We start from the raw sequence: 15,122 nt of genomic DNA on the forward strand, positions 1-15,122 counted from the left end.
CCGCAAGGAGCATCACCTCATGACCAGCATCGGCATCCTGGGCGCCGGCCGCGTCGGCGCCAACCTCGCCGCCAAGCTCTCCGCAGCCGGACACCGTGTCACCCTCGGTGTCCGGAACCCGGAGGAGACCGCAGCCCTTGCCGACGGCATCGCCCCGCAGACCGCCTTCGCCGACCAGCGCACCACCGCCCGCACCGCGGACATCGTGATCAACGCGACGCCCGGCGACACCTCCCTGGGCCGACTGACCGGCCTGCGCACCGAACTCGCCGGAAAACTCCTCGTCGACGTCTCCAACGCCACCCGCGACGCCGATGACGGCCTGCCCGGCGACCTCTGCTACCCCGGCAGCAGCCTCGCCGAGCAACTCCAGGCCGCCCTCCCCGACACCCGCGTGGTCAAGACCCTCAACACCATGCTGTTCATGGTCATGACCGCTCCGGAAACCCTGGCCACCCCACCGACCGCCTATCTCTCGGGTGAGGACCAGAACGCGAAGAAGACCGTCACCGGCCTGCTCCGCGACCTGGGCTGGCAGCCCGCATGGATCGAGGACCTCGGCGGCATCACCACAGCCCGCTCCGCCGAGGCCATGATCCTCGTGGTTCCCCACATCCTGCGCTGGCACGGCTTCAAGCCCTTCGCCGTCTCCCTCGCCCGCTGACCCCAGGCCGAATCCAGCAGCGGGTTCCTGCGAGGCAGCGGGGCGCTGGCACGGACGACGTCCGCCGAGGTGCAGGTGACGCCCGAACTCATCGACATTGATCACGCCCACTGGACGCGAGGCGACTCCCGAGGTCGTCGACACACGACCCCGAATCCCGTGTACGGAGCCAAGCCGCCGATGATCGTGCCCGAGGCCGCCCCGCATCTGCCGGCCTCGGCACCGGCCACCACCGTTGCGGCGTCTGACCGGCAGGCGGCCGGGCGCGACCGGCGCGCGGAGGCGGAGACGACCCGCCTGGCCGGCCTGGCCCTGGGCCGGCTGCACCGGCGGCCTCGTCACCCGGGCGGAAGCCCGGCTCGCCCTGGTCGTGGAGATCGTCAAGCGGACCGACGAGCTGCCCGGGTTCCCCGTCATCCCACGCCGCTGGGTGGCGGAGCGGACGTTCGGCCGGCTCATGCGCTCACGCCGCCTCACCCGCGACCACGAGATCCGCACCGACGGCTCCCAGGCAGTGATCCTGTGGCTCATGACCATGGTCATGAGCCGGCGTCTCGCCTGTCACCATCGCCAGGCCCGCCGTGTCACCCCACGCCGGGCCCGGGACGAAGAGTGCAGCGGGGCTCGGCGTACGGCCGTGCCGCCGCGAGCGGAGCCTGACGTACGGCCAGGGCGCTCGCCGACGGCAGTCATAACTGTTATTGTTACAACGCGATGGGAGGTGGTGGACGGCATGGGTGCCAACAGCAGGCTGACCGTCGCCGCGCACGCCCTGACCTGGATCGGGCTGTATCAGCGCCGCGGCCACGAGGTCGCGACCTCCGAACAGATCGCGACGAGCGTCAACACCAACCCCGTGGTGATCCGGCGCCTGCTGGCCCAACTGCGCAAGGCCGGCCTGGCCGACTCGCGAAGAGGCGCCGGCGCCGGCTGGACGCTCTCGCGGGACCTGTCGGCGATCACCCTGCTCGACGTCTACGAGGCGGTGGAGCCGGGTCCGATCTTCGCCCTGCATCCCGCCACGCCCGACCCCGGGTGCGTCGTGGGCCACGGCATCGCACCAGTGCTGGGCGTCGTCTACGACGGGGTCGAGACCGCTCTCCGCGCGGAGCTGGCGAGAACCACGCTGGAGGACGTACTGCGCGACGTACTGAAAGCCACCTAGTTTCGCCGCGGGCCCTGCCGGACCGCGGCAGCAGGGCGCTTTTCGCGCCCCTGAATGTAACCAGAACAGTTACATCAAGCATCGGAGAATGCCATGGGACAGCTGGACGACAAGACCGCCCTCGTGACCGGGGCCTCCACCGGCATCGGCCTGGCCATCGCCCGCCGGTTCGCCGCCGAGGGGGCCACCGTCTACCTCACCGGCCGCCGAGAGGCCGAACTGGCCGACGCCGTCGGACAGATCGGCGGCCGCGCCATCGGCATCCGCAGCGACGTATCGCAACTCGACGACCTCGACCGGCTCTTCGCCGAGATCACCGAGCGCAGCGGGCGTCTCGACATCGTCGTGGCCAACGCCGGTGTCGGCGCCTTCGGCCCGCTCGGGGCGATCACCGAGGAGGAGTACGAGCTCACCACCTCCATCAACTTCAAGGGCACGGTCTTCACCGTCCAGAAGGCGCTTCCGCTGCTGTCGGCCGGCGCCTCGGTGATCCTGCTCTCCTCCAGCGCGGCCCTGCGCGGTGTCCCGGGCCTGGGCATCTACGCCGCCACCAAGGCCGCGATCCGCAGCCTCGCCCGCACCTGGGCCGCCGAACTCGCCGGCCGCGGCATCCGGGTCAACGCCCTCACCCCCGGCCCCGTCACAACCCCCGGCGCCGACGAACTGCGGGCCGCCCTCCCACAGGACGGCCAGGCCGCCGAGCCCGCCGCACCGACCCCACTCGGCCGCCCCGGCCACCCCGACGAAGTCGCCGCCACCGCCCTCTACCTGGCCGGAGGCCAGAGCTCCTTCACCACCGGCGCGGAACTGTTCGTCGACGGCGGCGCCACCCAGCTCTAGCCACACGGATCGCCCTCGGCGCAATTCCACGCCGAGGGCGATTCGCTGATGCCTGCTCGGCGCCCCACTGAGGGTCATGAGCCGGCGTTTCGCCCGTCACCACCGCCGGGCCCGCAGTGTCACCCCACAATCCCGGGCCGCCGCACCGGCCCGTCCCCTACGGTCGCAGGATGAGCGAGCAGCCCACCGTCATCCGTCCTCCCGAGACCCTTCTCGACGAGCCCGGGAAGCGGCTGTCCCACGGAGGCGTTCTCGACACGCCGTCAGGGCTGTTCACCGTCCTCGTCTTCGAACACCCCGGCGCGCCGGCCCACGCCGAGGCGACACCCTCGTGGACCGTCTACCTGACCGAGCCGGGCACCCGGCACGCCGTACTCGCGCTGCCCACGCGACCAGCTCTGGCGTAGGCCACGGACGTGAGCCGCGCACGTGCCCGGCGGTGCGTCGACGGGCCGCACTCGTGTCTCCGGGTCGGGACAGCGACCGGAGCGACCGGAGCGACCGGAGCGACCGAAGTTCAGGACCTGCCCGATGAAGGGCCTCCTGGCCCGGCGGTCTGCCTCCGTGGCTCCCTCGGCGTAACCGGTGGGCTCGTGGTCTGCACGGACGGGAATCACCGTGCGGATGCCGCGCCTGCGCAGGTGGTCGCGGACGGCGCGGGACGAGCAGGCCTTGTCGGCCAGGACGGCGTCCGGCCTGGTGCGGGGACGGCCCCCCACGTCCCGGCGGCGTCCCCGGGATGCAGGCGGGCGTCCCGGGACGGGCGGGGACGCACCGGCTGGTGACACGGGCGGGCCCCGGGCGCGACACTCTGCGTCGCGGATCCCGCACGACGTTTCCCCGAAGGAGCCCCTCCATGCGCCTGACGACCCGCCGTATCGCGAGCACTGGTGCCGCCATGGCCATAGCCGTGACCGGCCTGCTGCTGGGCGCCGGCGCCTCACCCGCGTTCGCCGCGACGAGCTGCTACGCCAACAGCTGCAGCGGACTCAACCCCGCCACCACGACCTGCGCCAACGACGCCCGGACGATCCAGACCTCGTCGTTCGGCGTCGAACTGCGCTACAGCCCCTCCTGCCGGGCCACCTGGGCCCGCCGTACGTCCGGCATGAACGGGGTGGGCGACACCATCTCGATCTGGAACTCCTCCTCCGACTTCAATGCCCTGCACGTTCCGGCCGACGCCTCCGGGTCGTACTACACGCTCATGGTGAACGACGCTGACATCAAGTCCCGGGCCTGCGACGTCGTGGACAGCTACGGCGGCGTCTCCTGCACGGACTGGTTCTGACCCCGCCCCGCCCGCGCCGACGCCCCGGGAGACCGGCGGCGGCTTCCAGGGGGTACTGCAACACGTGGTTGGTTTTCGGTCTGCAGAACACGTACACCGGCTCCATGATCGGCTACGACCGCTACGCGGACGGAGAGCTGATCCGCCCGTACTGACGCGAAGTCCCAGGGTGTCTCGGACGGGTGCCACCCTGAGTGAGGAGGCGGTGAGGCGTTCACCCACCGCCTCCTCACTGGAGTGCGGCCCCTGTTACCCGGCCAACCCGGCCAACCCGGCCGGTGCGCGCGGTGCCCGGAGCAGGGCGGAGAGCGGTGCGTCCTTCTTCGCGTCCAGCGGGGCCGGCGTCCGGGCTGTGGCCGACGGCTTCGGTGCGATCACGCAGTTGGACTTGCCGGATTCCGCTTCGCCGTTGATGGCGGTGACGCAGAATTCGTAGTTCCAGACGCCGGGGACGAGGTAGGCGATGCCCCGGCTGGTCTCGTTGGTGATGTACTCGTCGGCCTTGAACCCGCTGCCGTCGTGCTTGGACCCGCTGCTGTCGTCGACGTTACGGATCCAGACGCGGTAACCGGCGGCCCACACGGACCCGTTCCATGACAGTTGGACGGTAGTGGCGTCGGTGGAGGTGACCTCCAAGCCGCTGGGGGCTGGTGGTGTCCCGGCGCCGACGGTGACGGACCGGGCGACGCCCGGCATTCCGCCACCGGCGGCATTCCACGTGGCCACCGCGACGAGGTAGTGGTGGCCCGGTTTCAACCCGTCGATGTGCACCGAATGTCCCCTGACCGCGGTGCTGTTGGTGAACGCTCCGGGGGTGTCCCTGTCCCAGGTGGTGATCTCGTACCGGTCGATCGTGTCGGTGTACGGGCCGGTCGCCGCGTCCCAGGACACGTCGACGCCGGTGGCGGTGGCCCGGGTGACGATTCCCTTGGGGGCCGCGGCGGTTTTCGGGTGCGCGACACCACCGACCGTGTGGGACCACTCGGACTTCCCGTCCTCACCGTTGTCGGTACGGACCTGGTATTCCCACTCCCAGCCGTCGAGGGTCCAGGTGGTGTCGAAGCGGGCCGCTTTGACCGGTGTCTCGTTCCAGGTGCCGGAGCCCTTGATCCGGTGCCGGACGGTGTATCCGTGGGCGCCGAAGACCGGCTCCCAGTCCAGGGTGATGCCGCTCGGGCCGGAGTCGATCCAGATCGTGTCCGGCGCGAGCGTCGGCCGGTCCGGGATGTGGGTGGGGATGTCGATCAGCTGGCTGCCGAGACCGTAGCTGGTGTGCAAGGTGTGCACGAAGGCCTGGGCGATCTGGTACTCGCCCAGGGCGTTGGGGTGCAGCCCGTCGTAGCCGGCAGGGCAGTCATGCGTGTCGCAGCTGTAGTTGCCGGCCCAGTCGACCAGGGCCACGCGGGACTTGTCGTTGCTCCACGACGGGATCGCGGCCGCGAGCATGCTGTTGTACGTGGTGGTGTTGACGGGCAGGTCGTCCCTGCCGCCGATGGACGTCCGCTGGGGAACGTTGGCCAGGGCGAAGTTGAGGTCCGGTTTGGCGGCGCGGGCCTGGTCGACCAGCGTCCGCATACTGTCCAGCGTGCCTTCCGGGCCGCTGACGAACCAGCCCATGTCGTTGAAGCCGAGCCCGACCAGGAGCAGGTCGGGCTGGTACTTCGCCACCTGCTCGGCGATCAGCGTCTTGTCCTGCGCCGCCTGCCGGCCCCAGACCGAGAAGTGGTGGGAGTCGAAGTCCTTCGCGACCCCGGGGGCATACGCGCCCGAGGTGACGGGAGCGCTCTGAGCCGGTGGCGGGGCTTCCCCCTGCAACGGCGGCACGGGCGGGGGCTTGGGGGATTCCTGAGGACGGGTTCCCTGGTACGGACCGACGAAGTCGACGTCGATGTGCTCCTTCTTGAACCATTCCCACAGGCGGTAGCGCCAGGTCCAGTCGCCTTCGTAGCCCTGGCTCATCGAATCGCCCACCACCATCACCTTCAGTGGCACCCTGGACTCGTCGGTGCCGCCGTCGCCGGCTCGTGGTTCCGCGACCCAGTCCATGACGAGGGCCCAGCGGATGGCGTCCTGGAACGCCTCGGCGATCTTCTTGTTGCCGGAGTCGTTCGGCGTCAGGCCGTCACCGGACAGGTCCTCGGTGGTCAGGGCGCCGGTGTCGGCCAGGACGACGTGCCGTCCCGCGCTCTGCCAGGCGCCGACCATCTCGCGGATCTCGGCGTTGTAGGCGGTGATCCGGGCCTGGACGGCGGGGTCGGTCGCGGGACCCAGGGTGGCGAGTGCCACGACCGTGCCCGGGTTGTCCTTCTCGATCTGGTCGACCAGGTCCTTCAGCCGCTGCGCGGCGCCGTCCTGCTTGCCGTCCCGCATGTCGTACGTGCCGGCCTGCAGCGTCACGATGTTGGGCCGGTACTTCGGCAGGGCGGTCGTGGACCGCTTGGCGATGTCGCTGATCTGCTCGCCGGGAGCGCCCTCGTAGGCCGGGTCCCCCTTCTGCCCCGTGGAGCCGGAGCCGACGAAGTCCACCGGAACGTCCCGCTTCTTGGAGACGAGCGAGATCAGGGCATAGAGCGAGCCGGCCAGGGTGGCGCCGTAGCCGATCTTCGCGGTGGTGCCGAAGGTCGAGTCGCCCAGCGGCATCACCTTCAGCTCCGGCGGTTCCGCCGCCGCGCGCATGCCGTTCCACCACACGGGGTAGTGGTCGCTGCTGCCGCCGTTCATACGGCTCGCGGTGGCGTCGCCGGGGTTCCCGTCGGAACTGACGAAGTAGTCCAGTTCGTTTCCGCTCTGGTGGGTGGGAAGTCTGGAGTTGTAGACGCGGGCGCCGATCGGGAAGGTGCCGCGGCGTTGCAGCGTCCGCGGGTCGATGTTGAAATCGCCGCCGGCCGTCCAGCGGTACTGCGCGCCCCAGGAGCGGACGGAGTCGCGGATCGCCGTCAGCAGGGTGTTGGAGTCACCGCCGCCGCCCGACAGGCCGTGCACGTTGAAGTACCAGTCGTCTCCGAACCGGACGCCCAGCGCGGCCCGGCCCCGCTCGATCGGGTTGGTGACGACGCGTACCTCGTCGGGCTGGTCATGGGTGATGGTCGCCAGGTTCACCCGGCCGCCTTGGCCCCGGCCGCCGTTGTCGTCGGTCTGGATGAAGAAGACGTGGTACGGGCTGGGCTGAAGCCGGCTGCTGAACGGTTGCCAGGCCGAGTGCCCGACGGTGTCACCGTCCGCGGTGGTGACGTCCGGCTGTTGGGTGGCGTGGCTCGGGCCCTGGGGCCCGGCTTCCTGGATCAGGACGATCTCGGCGGACCTGGCGTAGCCCTGGACCTGCGAGGACCACTTGCTGGCCGTCGCGTCGCCCTCGCCCTGGATGTTGTTGGTGATGATCGACGTCTGCCGTAACGGCGCCGCGGCGGCGGGGGAAGCTCCTGGTACCACGACGAGTGCCGTACCCAGAATCGACAGTGTCACCAGTGCCACCCTGGGTCTGGTCACCAGACGCAGCCGGGCCAGTGCACCGGTGAGGTGTTCCTTTAATAAGTTCACCACAGCAAGGTTACCGTCCGTATTCCCCGCCGCAGGCGGCCTGCTCCAGTGGGCAGGCGGCGGGATCGGCTGAGCCTGATTTTTGCTGACCTGGCAACAAGTCTGGTGGCCTCGTCGCTGGTTCTGCAGGATGGGCGGAGGCAAGCGGCCGCCCGATGCGGTGGACGCTACCTTGATCGCACAGCGGTCCCATGGTTCAGGAGGAGACGCATGTCGCAGCAGGCCGTAGAGATCACGCACCGGGTGGTTGCGTCGCCGGGCGGCCGGATCCACCTCGCGGAGCAGGGCGCCGGGCCTCTGGTGCTGCTGGTCCACGGGTTCCCCGAATCCTGGTACTCCTGGCGCCACCAGCTGCCGGTGATCGCGGCCGCGGGATTCCGCGCGGTCGCCGTCGACGTCCGCGGCTACGGCCGCTCATCCAGGCCGGCCGCCACGGACGCCTACCGGATGCTCGACCTGGTCGCGGACAACGTGGCGGTGGTGCACGCGCTGGGCGAGGAGTCGGCGGTGATCATCGGCCACGACTGGGGCGCGGCCATCGCCGCCAACTCGGCCCTGCTGCACCCGGAGGTCTTCCGCGCGGTGGGCCTGCTGAGCGTTCCCTACACCCCGCCCGGCGGCCCCCGTCCCAGCGACGTCTTCGCCAGTCTCGGCGGGGACGACGAGCTCTACGTCTCCTACTTCCAGGAGCCGGGCCGCGCCGAGGACGACATCGAACCCGACGTCCGCGGCTGGCTCGCAGGCTTCTACGCCGCCTTCTCCGCCGACACCATGCCCGCACCCGGAGCCCCCGATCCGCACTTCGTCGGCGTCGGCGCAACGCTGTGCGACCGGTTCCCCGCCGGCCCGCTACCGGCCTGGCTCGACCAGCGGGACCTCGACGTCTACGCCGGGGAGTTCGAACGCACCGGCCTGACCGGAGCGCTCAACCGCTACCGGAACATGGACCGCGACTGGGCGGACCTCGCCGCCCACGCCGGCGCCCCCATCACCCAGCCGTCCCTGTTCGTCGGTGGCAGCCTGGACGCCTCCACGACCTGGCTGGCCGACGCGATCGAGGCGTTCCCGGTCACCCTGCCGGGCCTGCGTTCCTGTCACCTGCTCGACGGCTGCGGCCACTGGATCCAGCAGGAACGCCCCACCGAGGTCAACCGGATCCTGACCGACTGGCTCGCCGACCTGCCCGCCTGAGGCCCGTCACGCAACCGCCGGAGCCTGCTGGGCCGCTCGAACGCTCCTCCGCCGAGGCCCGTGCGACCGGGCCGGACTCGTGGTCGGCCCCACCCTGTCGCGGTCGGGGGGCCGATCGATCAGCACATGGCACATGAGCAACGGACACCGCCCCGACCGCGCGCGGCGCCTGCGGCCGGTGTCCGAGCCGTGCGGCCGGCTCACACGACGACGCGGGGCTGTCCGTTCGAGGCGCTGAGGCCGCCGTCGACCGGGAGTTGAATGCCGGTCACGTAGCGGGCGTCCGGACCGGCGAGGAAGGCGACCACCGAGGCGATCTCCGCGGGCGAAGCGACCCGGCCCAGCGGGATGCGCTCCGCGAAGGCCTTGACCACCGGCGCCTGGGCGCTCAGGCCGCCCGTGATGCCGGTACCCAGGGTGAATCCCGGGTGGACCGCGTTGACGCGCACCTCCGGGGCGTGGTCCAGCGCCATCGCGCGGGTCAGGTTGACCACCGCGCCCTTGGCCGCGTTGTAGGCGGCCATGCCGTAGTCGCCGCCCAGACCGCCCGTGGAGCCCACGTTGACGATCGCGCCGCGCGCGGCCCGCAACAGCCCGAGCGAGGCACGGCTGGCGTAGAAGACCGCGTCCAGGTTGAGCGCCATCGCGGCCCGCCAAGCCTCGGGGGCCACCGTGTCGACGGCGCCGAACGCGGGCGCACCCGCGTTGTTGACCAGGACGTCCAGCCGTCCCAGTTCCGCCGCGACCGAGGCGAACAGCGCCTCGACCTGGTCGGGCACGGTGAGGTCGGCGGTCCGCGTCAGGACCTCGGCGCCCGGGGGCGCCTCGGCCGCCGTCCGGTCGAGCTTGTCCCGACTGCGCCCGACCAGGACGACCTTCGCGCCCTCGGCGGCGAAGCGGTGTGCGATCGCCGCGCCGATCCCCGACCCGGCCCCGGTCACCACCACGACCCGCCCGGCCTCTGAACCCATCACGTCCTCCTCGGCGCAGCGATCGCGAATCCGGCCGTCACGGCGGGACGCGCGTCAGGAATCCGTCCTGTCCGGCACCACCCACCCTAGGAACGGCGTGGCCCCGTACGCTTGAACTCCAGTGCCACGTCGACGGGACTTCAGCGCCAGACGGGAGGCGAGATGGCGGTGTCGGGGTCGAGCGGCTCGGCCGGCGGAAGGACCTTCGCGGTCGACGTCAGAGCCTCCAGCGCCCCCGAGCAAGGCTACGACCGGTTCCGGCACGGCTGGGAGGACCAGATCGGCGGCCCCTACCCCGCGCCCGCCTTCACACCCGGAGCCACCGGGGACTTCAGGATCAGCGCCCGCGCCGTCCTGGCCCACGAGTCGGTACTCGCGGACGTCCGCAGCGAGTCCCTGATCGGCACCAACGGCAGTGCCCTCGACCAGGGGGACGACCTGCTGCTGCTGCACGCGGTGACGAGCAACGCCTGGGAGTTCACCCGACAGCAGAGCGGCCGACTCACCGTCCCCGCAGGCGGCTTCGCACTCCAGCGCAGCGGGCCACCGACCTTCGAAGCAGCCCGGCGCGCCAGGGCGACGGTGGTCATCCTGCCCGCCCGCACGCTCGGTCCGCTGATCGGCGACCGGCTGATCACCGGCTCCTCGGCCGCGCCCGAGGCACGGCTGCTCCTGGGCCACGTCCGGCTCGTAGCGCGCAGCGCCCCCGACCTCTCCCCGAACGGCGCGCAGGCCGCCCACCTGGCCCTGGTCGAACTGATCCGGGGCGTGCTGCGACAGCAACCCGACGCCACCGAGGCCGCCCACGCTCCCGCCCTGGCGCAGGCCGCCAGGGACCTCGCGGACACCCGGCTCGCCGACCCGGAGCTCTCGCCCGCCCTGCTCGCCAGGGAACTCAATATTTCGGTCCGGACCTTGCACCGCGCCTTCGCCGGTGCCGAGGAGACCGTCGCCGGATACATCCGCCGCCGCAGGCTCGAACACGCCCGAAGTGCGCTCCTGTTGGCGACCGGTCGGCCGAGCATCTCCGAGCTCGCCGCGTACTGGCAGTTCGCCGACAGCAGCCATTTCAGCCGGGCGTTCAAGCGCCACTACGGCCAGAGCCCGGCCGAGTTCGCCCGCGCGTCGGGGAGCCGCCCCGTACCGGACCGGCCTCCCGCGTGACGGAGCCGGGGCATCGGGACGTCACTGTGCAACCCCGCAGTGAGCCGAAGGAGTGGGGTCACCCAAGGGGCAGGGGTCGGTCATGAGGGGTTCAGCCGTGCCCACCGCCTGAGGTTCCCCCGCCATGCGGACGGGCACGCTCTCCAACGCGACCGAGCTGATTGTCCGTTGGCCAGGCTCCGGTGGGTGTGTCCGGTCGGTCGCGGGTGACGTTGGCCGTCAGTTGGCGGAGCAGGTGTCGGGCCTCGTCGGACTCCTGTGGCGACAGGCCCATCGCGTTGCCGATGGCGGTGGGCACGGCACGGGCGCGTTCGTGCAGCTCCCGGCTTTGGTCGGTGAGGTGACCTGCACGGTGCGTTCGTCGTCGGGTCGCCGCTCGCGGCTGACCAGTCCAGCCGTCTCCAGCCGCTTGATCAGCGGGGTGAGGGTCCCGTGGTCGAGTTGCAGCCGACGTGTTCGAGGGTCCGGCCGGCGTCATCGGGACACTCACCGGAACTCTCAGAGGGTGTTCTGGGATTATTTGTCCGATAGAGGAGCTTCGTCTTGACGGACGCTCGTCGACGGCCCCCTTCCGCGATGTCCTACCAGGTGGTGCTCAGCGATACTCGTCCCATGGAGTGGTTCGAGCGGGCCCGGGAAGCAGAGCAGCTTCAGGACTGGGATACGGCTATCACGCTGGTGAGCGCACATGCCGAGTGCTACTCCGTCGATCACTACGCGCACGACAACCATCTCTGGCACATGAGTCTGCTCGCCCGCGCGGGGCGGCTCACGGAGCTCACGGAGCTCGCCCTCACCGATGTCCATGCGCGTCGGAGGCTCAATGGATCACTTCGGGAGCGGGGGATGGAGGCGGCGCTGCGCATGCGCGCCGGAGATGGGGACCGAGCCGCCCTGTACGGCCTTGTACGACTGCTGTGCGAGACGAGCGGGGTCGAAGAGGCCTATCAAGCGGTCCAAGACTTCGGCCCAGCGGATCAGCACGCGCACCAGCTCCTGGCTGACTTTCGCTCGTCATCGAACGCCGCTGCCGGGCTCTGACCTGAGGATGTCGCTGAAGCCGGCGTCCACCCACGCCTTGGTCGGAGCTGACGCGGGGCCGGTGGCGCTCGACATCGGCCATGGTCTCGGCCTGGTTGACAGGCCGACAGCGCCGGGCTCCGCCCGTGGAGCGGGAGCCGCCGTCGGTCAGTGCCTGGCCGGTGCGGGCTGCGCGATCGGCCAGCGCGGTCCGTCCGGGCTGCCCTGCCACGCCCACTGGGAGTCGGGTGTGACGGTGATCCCGTAGTCGTACCGGTCCGGCCGGCCGAGCTCCTCCCACTCGGACCAGGCGGTGGTCACCTCGTCGCCGATACGGTGCGGCCCGCCCTGGTACAGCGTCACCGTGCCGTCACCGCGGGCGGTGAACGCCGCCCACGACCGGGCGCCGTCGTGGACCCAGGCGTTGACGCCGTCCTCGTCCCGGCCGGTGAGCAGCACCGCGTCCGGCACGGCCACGCGCAGCGCGAACCGCAGGTCCCAGTCGCTCTCCAGCGGGCTCAGGTCGCGCGTCAGCAGCCGCTGCGAGTCCGGTTCGGCGTCGCCGCGCACCGCGGTGTACGCGGCGTGGCCGATGGGCACCGGGGTGGGGCCGGCGCGGTCGGCCATGAACTGCGCGAGTCCCTGCACCCAGCCGGTCGCGCTCTTGCCGTCGTCGGCCACGATCAGAGCCACATGCCCCAGCAGGCCCCATGGGTAGACGATCCGGCCACCCGGCCGCACCGCCTCCACCCACGTCCACGGAACGGCTTGCACCGCGTAGGTGGCGTGGATCCGGTCGACCTGCCCGCCCCCGGGCACCGGGCCGCCGGTCGCGTTGCCGGTCACCACCTCGACCGCAAGGCCGGCGGCCGCCAGGCGCCGACGGGCGAGCGCGGCCAGGCCCTCATCGACCTCGCTGGAGACCACCCGGCCCGGACCGGCCCGCCACGCGGCCAGCGCCGCCGTCCACCCCTGCCCGGTGCCGATGTCCCATACCCGGTGCCCGGGCTCCAGCCGCAGGCTGTCCAGCATGTCCGCCACCACCGCGGGCGCGGAGAGCGACGAGGACGGCAGGCTGCCGCGCACCTGGGTGATGGCCGCGTCGTGGATCGTGGTGAACAGCTCGTCGGCCCAGCCTCCGGGATCGACCGCTCGGTCCACCGGTCGGTACGCCCGACCATCCCACCGCCACAACCGGTCCGGCGCGAAACGGTCGCGCGGCACCGCCGCACAGGCCTCCCGCACCCACGGCGAACGGGCAGGCCACGCCTGCTCGTTCGCCATCGCCACGTCCAGGCGCGCCCGGCGCCCCGCCAGGTCCTCGCCGCTCGTCACCGCGCTACCGCCCCCGCTTGCCGGTGCCCGGCGGAGGTGGCGGGACCTGCCCGTCGCCGTTTCCGGGGGGTGGAGTTCCCTTGGAGGGGTCGGGCGGTGCCTTTTCGTGCTTCCCCATGATGCTGCCCTTTCGGTCGCGTACGGGACACGGTCAGCCGTCCATCCTCGCCCACCACGCCGCCTGCCGGTAGACCCGAACCGATCGCGGACGACTTCCTCGCCTTGCCGCCGCTCACGGCTGGACCCTCGGCACCGCAGGCGGAGGCCTGCGCGAGCGCTGGCCCACGATCGTCGGCCCCGACGCCGCCGACCACTGGCACCTCGCCGGCTACAACCCGACCACCTGGGCGGTGCCGGGGGTGTGCTGCAGGCAGGTGCCGGTACGGGCGTTGCGCAGCTCGTACGCCACCGGCTCCACCGGAACGGCGCGGGCCGGGGCCGGCAGCAGCGCGGCCGGCGCCACGCCGGCGGCGGTGGTCGGCGTGCCGGGGGCGAACGGGCGCCGGGGGGCTTTGCGTCGAGAACATGGTGCAGCGTTCAACGACCCGACCCGGTGGTCAGGAAACGAACCGCCCGGGCGCCAGTCCGCGCTCGGCGGTCCGTGCCCGGCGGTCCGTCAGGACCAGTCCCACTGCGGCTCGCCGGTGAAGTCCTTGTTCTCCTTGTCGATGTTGCCGGTCTTGTACTTGTCCTTCTTGGGGAGGGCGAAGACGTACTCGCGCCGGTCGGCCGCCGCGCTCTCCATCTTCTCCGAGACACTGTGGTAGCCGAGCGCGTAGAAGTTCTCGGACGGGTTCCATTTGTTGTAGCAGAAGATGGCGTTGCGCTTCTTCTTCATGTGCTCGTCGGGGATGTCCAGCACGTAGGCGGCGCCCCTGCGGCGGTCGCTCTCCGGGTAGTCGTAGGCGTAGACGAAGTTGAAGCGCACGTCGGTGAGCGCGCCGTCCCACGCCAGCTCCACGGCCGCGTCGGTGATCGCCTTGTGGGTCCGGGTGACCTCCAGCCAGCCCGCGGTGAACTTGTGCGAGGCGCCCGGGTACTGGTCCGCGAGGGATGCGATCTTCGACTTGACCGTCTTGGTGAGCTTCTTGAAGGCGTCGCCGCCGTTGTACGCGGAGTCCTGGATCTTCCAGTTGATCACCTTGTCGACGCCGAGGGCCTTCGCCGAGGCCATGAACTCGGTGGTCCGGCCGGGCACGACCATGCTGGCACCGTCGGTCGGCCAGTCCACCCCGTGGAGGCCGTGGGCCGCGCACCGGCCCGAGGGGCGCAGCCTGCACGGCCAGTCCACCTTCTCCATCTCCCCCGTCTTATCGTTCTTCTGCCACGCCCACTCGTTCATGATGGCCGCCAGCTGGTCGTTCTCACCCCGTGTCACCAGCACCAGGTACACGGGCCGTCCGGCCGCCTTGTGCTCCAGGATCGATCCGGCCAGGCCCAGCGCCTCGTCGTCCTGGTGCGGCGAGTAGAAGATCGCCGGGGCGGACGCGGCCGAGGCCTTGCCCCCCATCAGGCCGGTGCCCAGAAGCGTCGCCCCGGCCATCGCGCCCGCCGTCAGCAAGCGCCGCCGGGACAGGCCCGCGGGTGCGAGGTCCGCCAGCGCGGCCTCCGGCCCGCTCCACCGGGCGGGCCCGAACCCCGGCCCGCCGTCGCCGGTGGAAGCGGAGAGATCGAGACGGTGGCGGAAGTGGCGATCGGCCATGGGCAGGCTCCTTGGACAGCGGCGCCACGGGTGCGGCGCGGGAAACGGGCGTTGACGGTGACGGTGGACGAACCACCAGGTCACACCCAGGACACTACGGAGCGCACCCGTCACCGGGCGTCACCCACCGGAACGGGGACCGCACTCCCGCCCCCGCCCCGACCCGGTACCGTGCTCCCGGGTCCCGGCCCGCCCATCGGCGGTGGCAGCGGCAGAGAAGGAGTCCATGGGCAGCGTTCGCA

The 15,122-nt window shown here is 71.3% G+C and carries 14 protein-coding genes and 1 pseudogene; 8 read left to right on the forward strand and 7 right to left on the reverse strand.

What is annotated here, in order from left to right:
* Positions 1–19: 19 nt before the first annotated feature.
* From ACZ3YL_RS23995 to ACZ3YL_RS24010, 4 genes are all read left to right on the forward strand, one after another.
* Positions 20–664, forward strand: coding sequence for an NADPH-dependent F420 reductase (locus ACZ3YL_RS23995; RefSeq protein ID WP_465659723.1), 645 nt, complete (start codon positions 20–22; stop codon positions 662–664).
* 733 nt (positions 665–1,397) lie between these two features.
* On the forward strand, positions 1,398–1,829 hold the full coding sequence (locus ACZ3YL_RS24000; protein WP_188308062.1) for an Rrf2 family transcriptional regulator: 432 nt from the start codon (positions 1,398–1,400) through the stop codon (positions 1,827–1,829).
* A gap of 93 nt (positions 1,830–1,922) precedes the next feature.
* Positions 1,923–2,669 carry an SDR family NAD(P)-dependent oxidoreductase gene (locus ACZ3YL_RS24005; RefSeq protein WP_465659725.1) on the forward strand — a complete coding sequence of 249 codons (747 nt, stop codon included), beginning with the start codon at positions 1,923–1,925 and terminating at the stop codon, positions 2,667–2,669.
* Between the two features lie 170 nt (positions 2,670–2,839).
* Entirely contained in the window at positions 2,840–3,076 is a 237-nt protein-coding gene (locus ACZ3YL_RS24010) for a hypothetical protein (RefSeq protein ID WP_188308130.1), read from the forward strand.
* Positions 3,077–3,215: 139 nt separating this feature from the next.
* On the opposite strand, the pseudogene ACZ3YL_RS24015 reads toward ACZ3YL_RS24010, so the two are convergent.
* Positions 3,216–3,382 (reverse strand): annotated as a pseudogene (locus ACZ3YL_RS24015) (IS5/IS1182 family transposase); the annotation flags it as partial.
* A 143-nt stretch (positions 3,383–3,525) separates the two neighbouring features.
* Between ACZ3YL_RS24015 and ACZ3YL_RS24020 the strand changes: the two are divergent.
* The gene (locus ACZ3YL_RS24020) at positions 3,526–3,960 is read left to right on the forward strand and encodes a DUF2690 domain-containing protein (protein ID WP_188308064.1); all 435 of its coding nucleotides are present in this window, start codon (positions 3,526–3,528) and stop codon (positions 3,958–3,960) included.
* Positions 3,961–4,209: 249 nt separating this feature from the next.
* On the opposite strand, the gene ACZ3YL_RS24025 is transcribed toward ACZ3YL_RS24020, so the two are convergent.
* Positions 4,210–7,422 carry a GDSL-type esterase/lipase family protein gene (locus ACZ3YL_RS24025; protein WP_465659727.1) on the reverse strand — a complete coding sequence of 1,071 codons (3,213 nt, stop codon included), beginning with the start codon at positions 7,420–7,422 and terminating at the stop codon, positions 4,210–4,212.
* A 285-nt stretch (positions 7,423–7,707) separates the two neighbouring features.
* Here ACZ3YL_RS24025 and ACZ3YL_RS24030 point away from each other — a divergent pair, with 285 nt between their 5' ends.
* Positions 7,708–8,688, forward strand: coding sequence for an alpha/beta fold hydrolase (locus tag ACZ3YL_RS24030; RefSeq protein ID WP_465659729.1), 981 nt, complete (start codon positions 7,708–7,710; stop codon positions 8,686–8,688).
* A 200-nt stretch (positions 8,689–8,888) separates the two neighbouring features.
* On the opposite strand, the gene budC is transcribed toward ACZ3YL_RS24030, so the two are convergent.
* Positions 8,889–9,659: a meso-2,3-butanediol dehydrogenase gene (gene budC, locus ACZ3YL_RS24035; protein ID WP_465659731.1), complete on the reverse strand. Its 771-nt coding sequence runs from the start codon at positions 9,657–9,659 to the stop codon at positions 8,889–8,891.
* 162 nt (positions 9,660–9,821) lie between these two features.
* On the opposite strand from budC, the gene ACZ3YL_RS24040 reads away from it, so the two are divergent.
* A complete protein-coding gene (locus ACZ3YL_RS24040) occupies positions 9,822–10,823 on the forward strand; it encodes a helix-turn-helix domain-containing protein (protein ID WP_465659733.1) in 1,002 nt (333 codons plus the stop codon).
* Positions 10,824–11,042: 219 nt separating this feature from the next.
* Here ACZ3YL_RS24040 and ACZ3YL_RS24045 read toward each other — a convergent pair whose 3' ends face one another.
* Positions 11,043–11,270 (reverse strand): MarR family transcriptional regulator, encoded by a 228-nt coding sequence (locus tag ACZ3YL_RS24045; RefSeq protein ID WP_465659807.1) that lies wholly within the window; start codon positions 11,268–11,270, stop codon positions 11,043–11,045.
* A gap of 165 nt (positions 11,271–11,435) precedes the next feature.
* Here ACZ3YL_RS24045 and ACZ3YL_RS24050 point away from each other — a divergent pair, with 165 nt between their 5' ends.
* Positions 11,436–11,864 carry a hypothetical protein gene (locus ACZ3YL_RS24050; protein WP_465659735.1) on the forward strand — a complete coding sequence of 143 codons (429 nt, stop codon included), beginning with the start codon at positions 11,436–11,438 and terminating at the stop codon, positions 11,862–11,864.
* A gap of 147 nt (positions 11,865–12,011) precedes the next feature.
* Here ACZ3YL_RS24050 and ACZ3YL_RS24055 read toward each other — a convergent pair whose 3' ends face one another.
* From ACZ3YL_RS24055 to ACZ3YL_RS24065, 3 genes are all read right to left on the reverse strand, one after another.
* Positions 12,012–13,004: a methyltransferase domain-containing protein gene (locus ACZ3YL_RS24055; protein WP_465659737.1), complete on the reverse strand. Its 993-nt coding sequence runs from the start codon at positions 13,002–13,004 to the stop codon at positions 12,012–12,014.
* A 502-nt stretch (positions 13,005–13,506) separates the two neighbouring features.
* Positions 13,507–13,719, reverse strand: coding sequence for a hypothetical protein (locus ACZ3YL_RS24060; RefSeq protein WP_465659739.1), 213 nt, complete (start codon positions 13,717–13,719; stop codon positions 13,507–13,509).
* A 75-nt stretch (positions 13,720–13,794) separates the two neighbouring features.
* A complete protein-coding gene (locus tag ACZ3YL_RS24065) occupies positions 13,795–14,880 on the reverse strand; it encodes a PIG-L deacetylase family protein (protein WP_465659741.1) in 1,086 nt (361 codons plus the stop codon).
* Positions 14,881–15,122: the final 242 nt, after the last annotated feature.

Source organism: Kitasatospora sp. NPDC023176 (assembly GCF_055560495.1).

Excerpts from the sequence above, each read along its gene's own strand:
- budC (WP_465659731.1), bottom strand. The coding sequence starts at position 9,659 with ATGGGTTCAGAGGCCGGGCGGGTCGTGGTGGTGACCGGGGCCGGGTCG.
- ACZ3YL_RS24000 (WP_188308062.1), top strand. The coding sequence starts at position 1,398 with ATGGGTGCCAACAGCAGGCTGACCGTCGCCGCGCACGCCCTGACCTGG.
- ACZ3YL_RS24010 (WP_188308130.1), top strand. The coding sequence starts at position 2,840 with ATGAGCGAGCAGCCCACCGTCATCCGTCCTCCCGAGACCCTTCTCGAC.
- ACZ3YL_RS24005 (WP_465659725.1), top strand. The coding sequence starts at position 1,923 with ATGGGACAGCTGGACGACAAGACCGCCCTCGTGACCGGGGCCTCCACC.
- ACZ3YL_RS24030 (WP_465659729.1), top strand. The coding sequence starts at position 7,708 with ATGTCGCAGCAGGCCGTAGAGATCACGCACCGGGTGGTTGCGTCGCCG.
- ACZ3YL_RS23995 (WP_465659723.1), top strand. The coding sequence starts at position 20 with ATGACCAGCATCGGCATCCTGGGCGCCGGCCGCGTCGGCGCCAACCTC.
- ACZ3YL_RS24050 (WP_465659735.1), top strand. The coding sequence starts at position 11,436 with ATGGAGTGGTTCGAGCGGGCCCGGGAAGCAGAGCAGCTTCAGGACTGG.
- ACZ3YL_RS24020 (WP_188308064.1), top strand. The coding sequence starts at position 3,526 with ATGCGCCTGACGACCCGCCGTATCGCGAGCACTGGTGCCGCCATGGCC.
- ACZ3YL_RS24040 (WP_465659733.1), top strand. The coding sequence starts at position 9,822 with ATGGCGGTGTCGGGGTCGAGCGGCTCGGCCGGCGGAAGGACCTTCGCG.
- ACZ3YL_RS24065 (WP_465659741.1), bottom strand. The coding sequence starts at position 14,880 with ATGGCCGATCGCCACTTCCGCCACCGTCTCGATCTCTCCGCTTCCACC.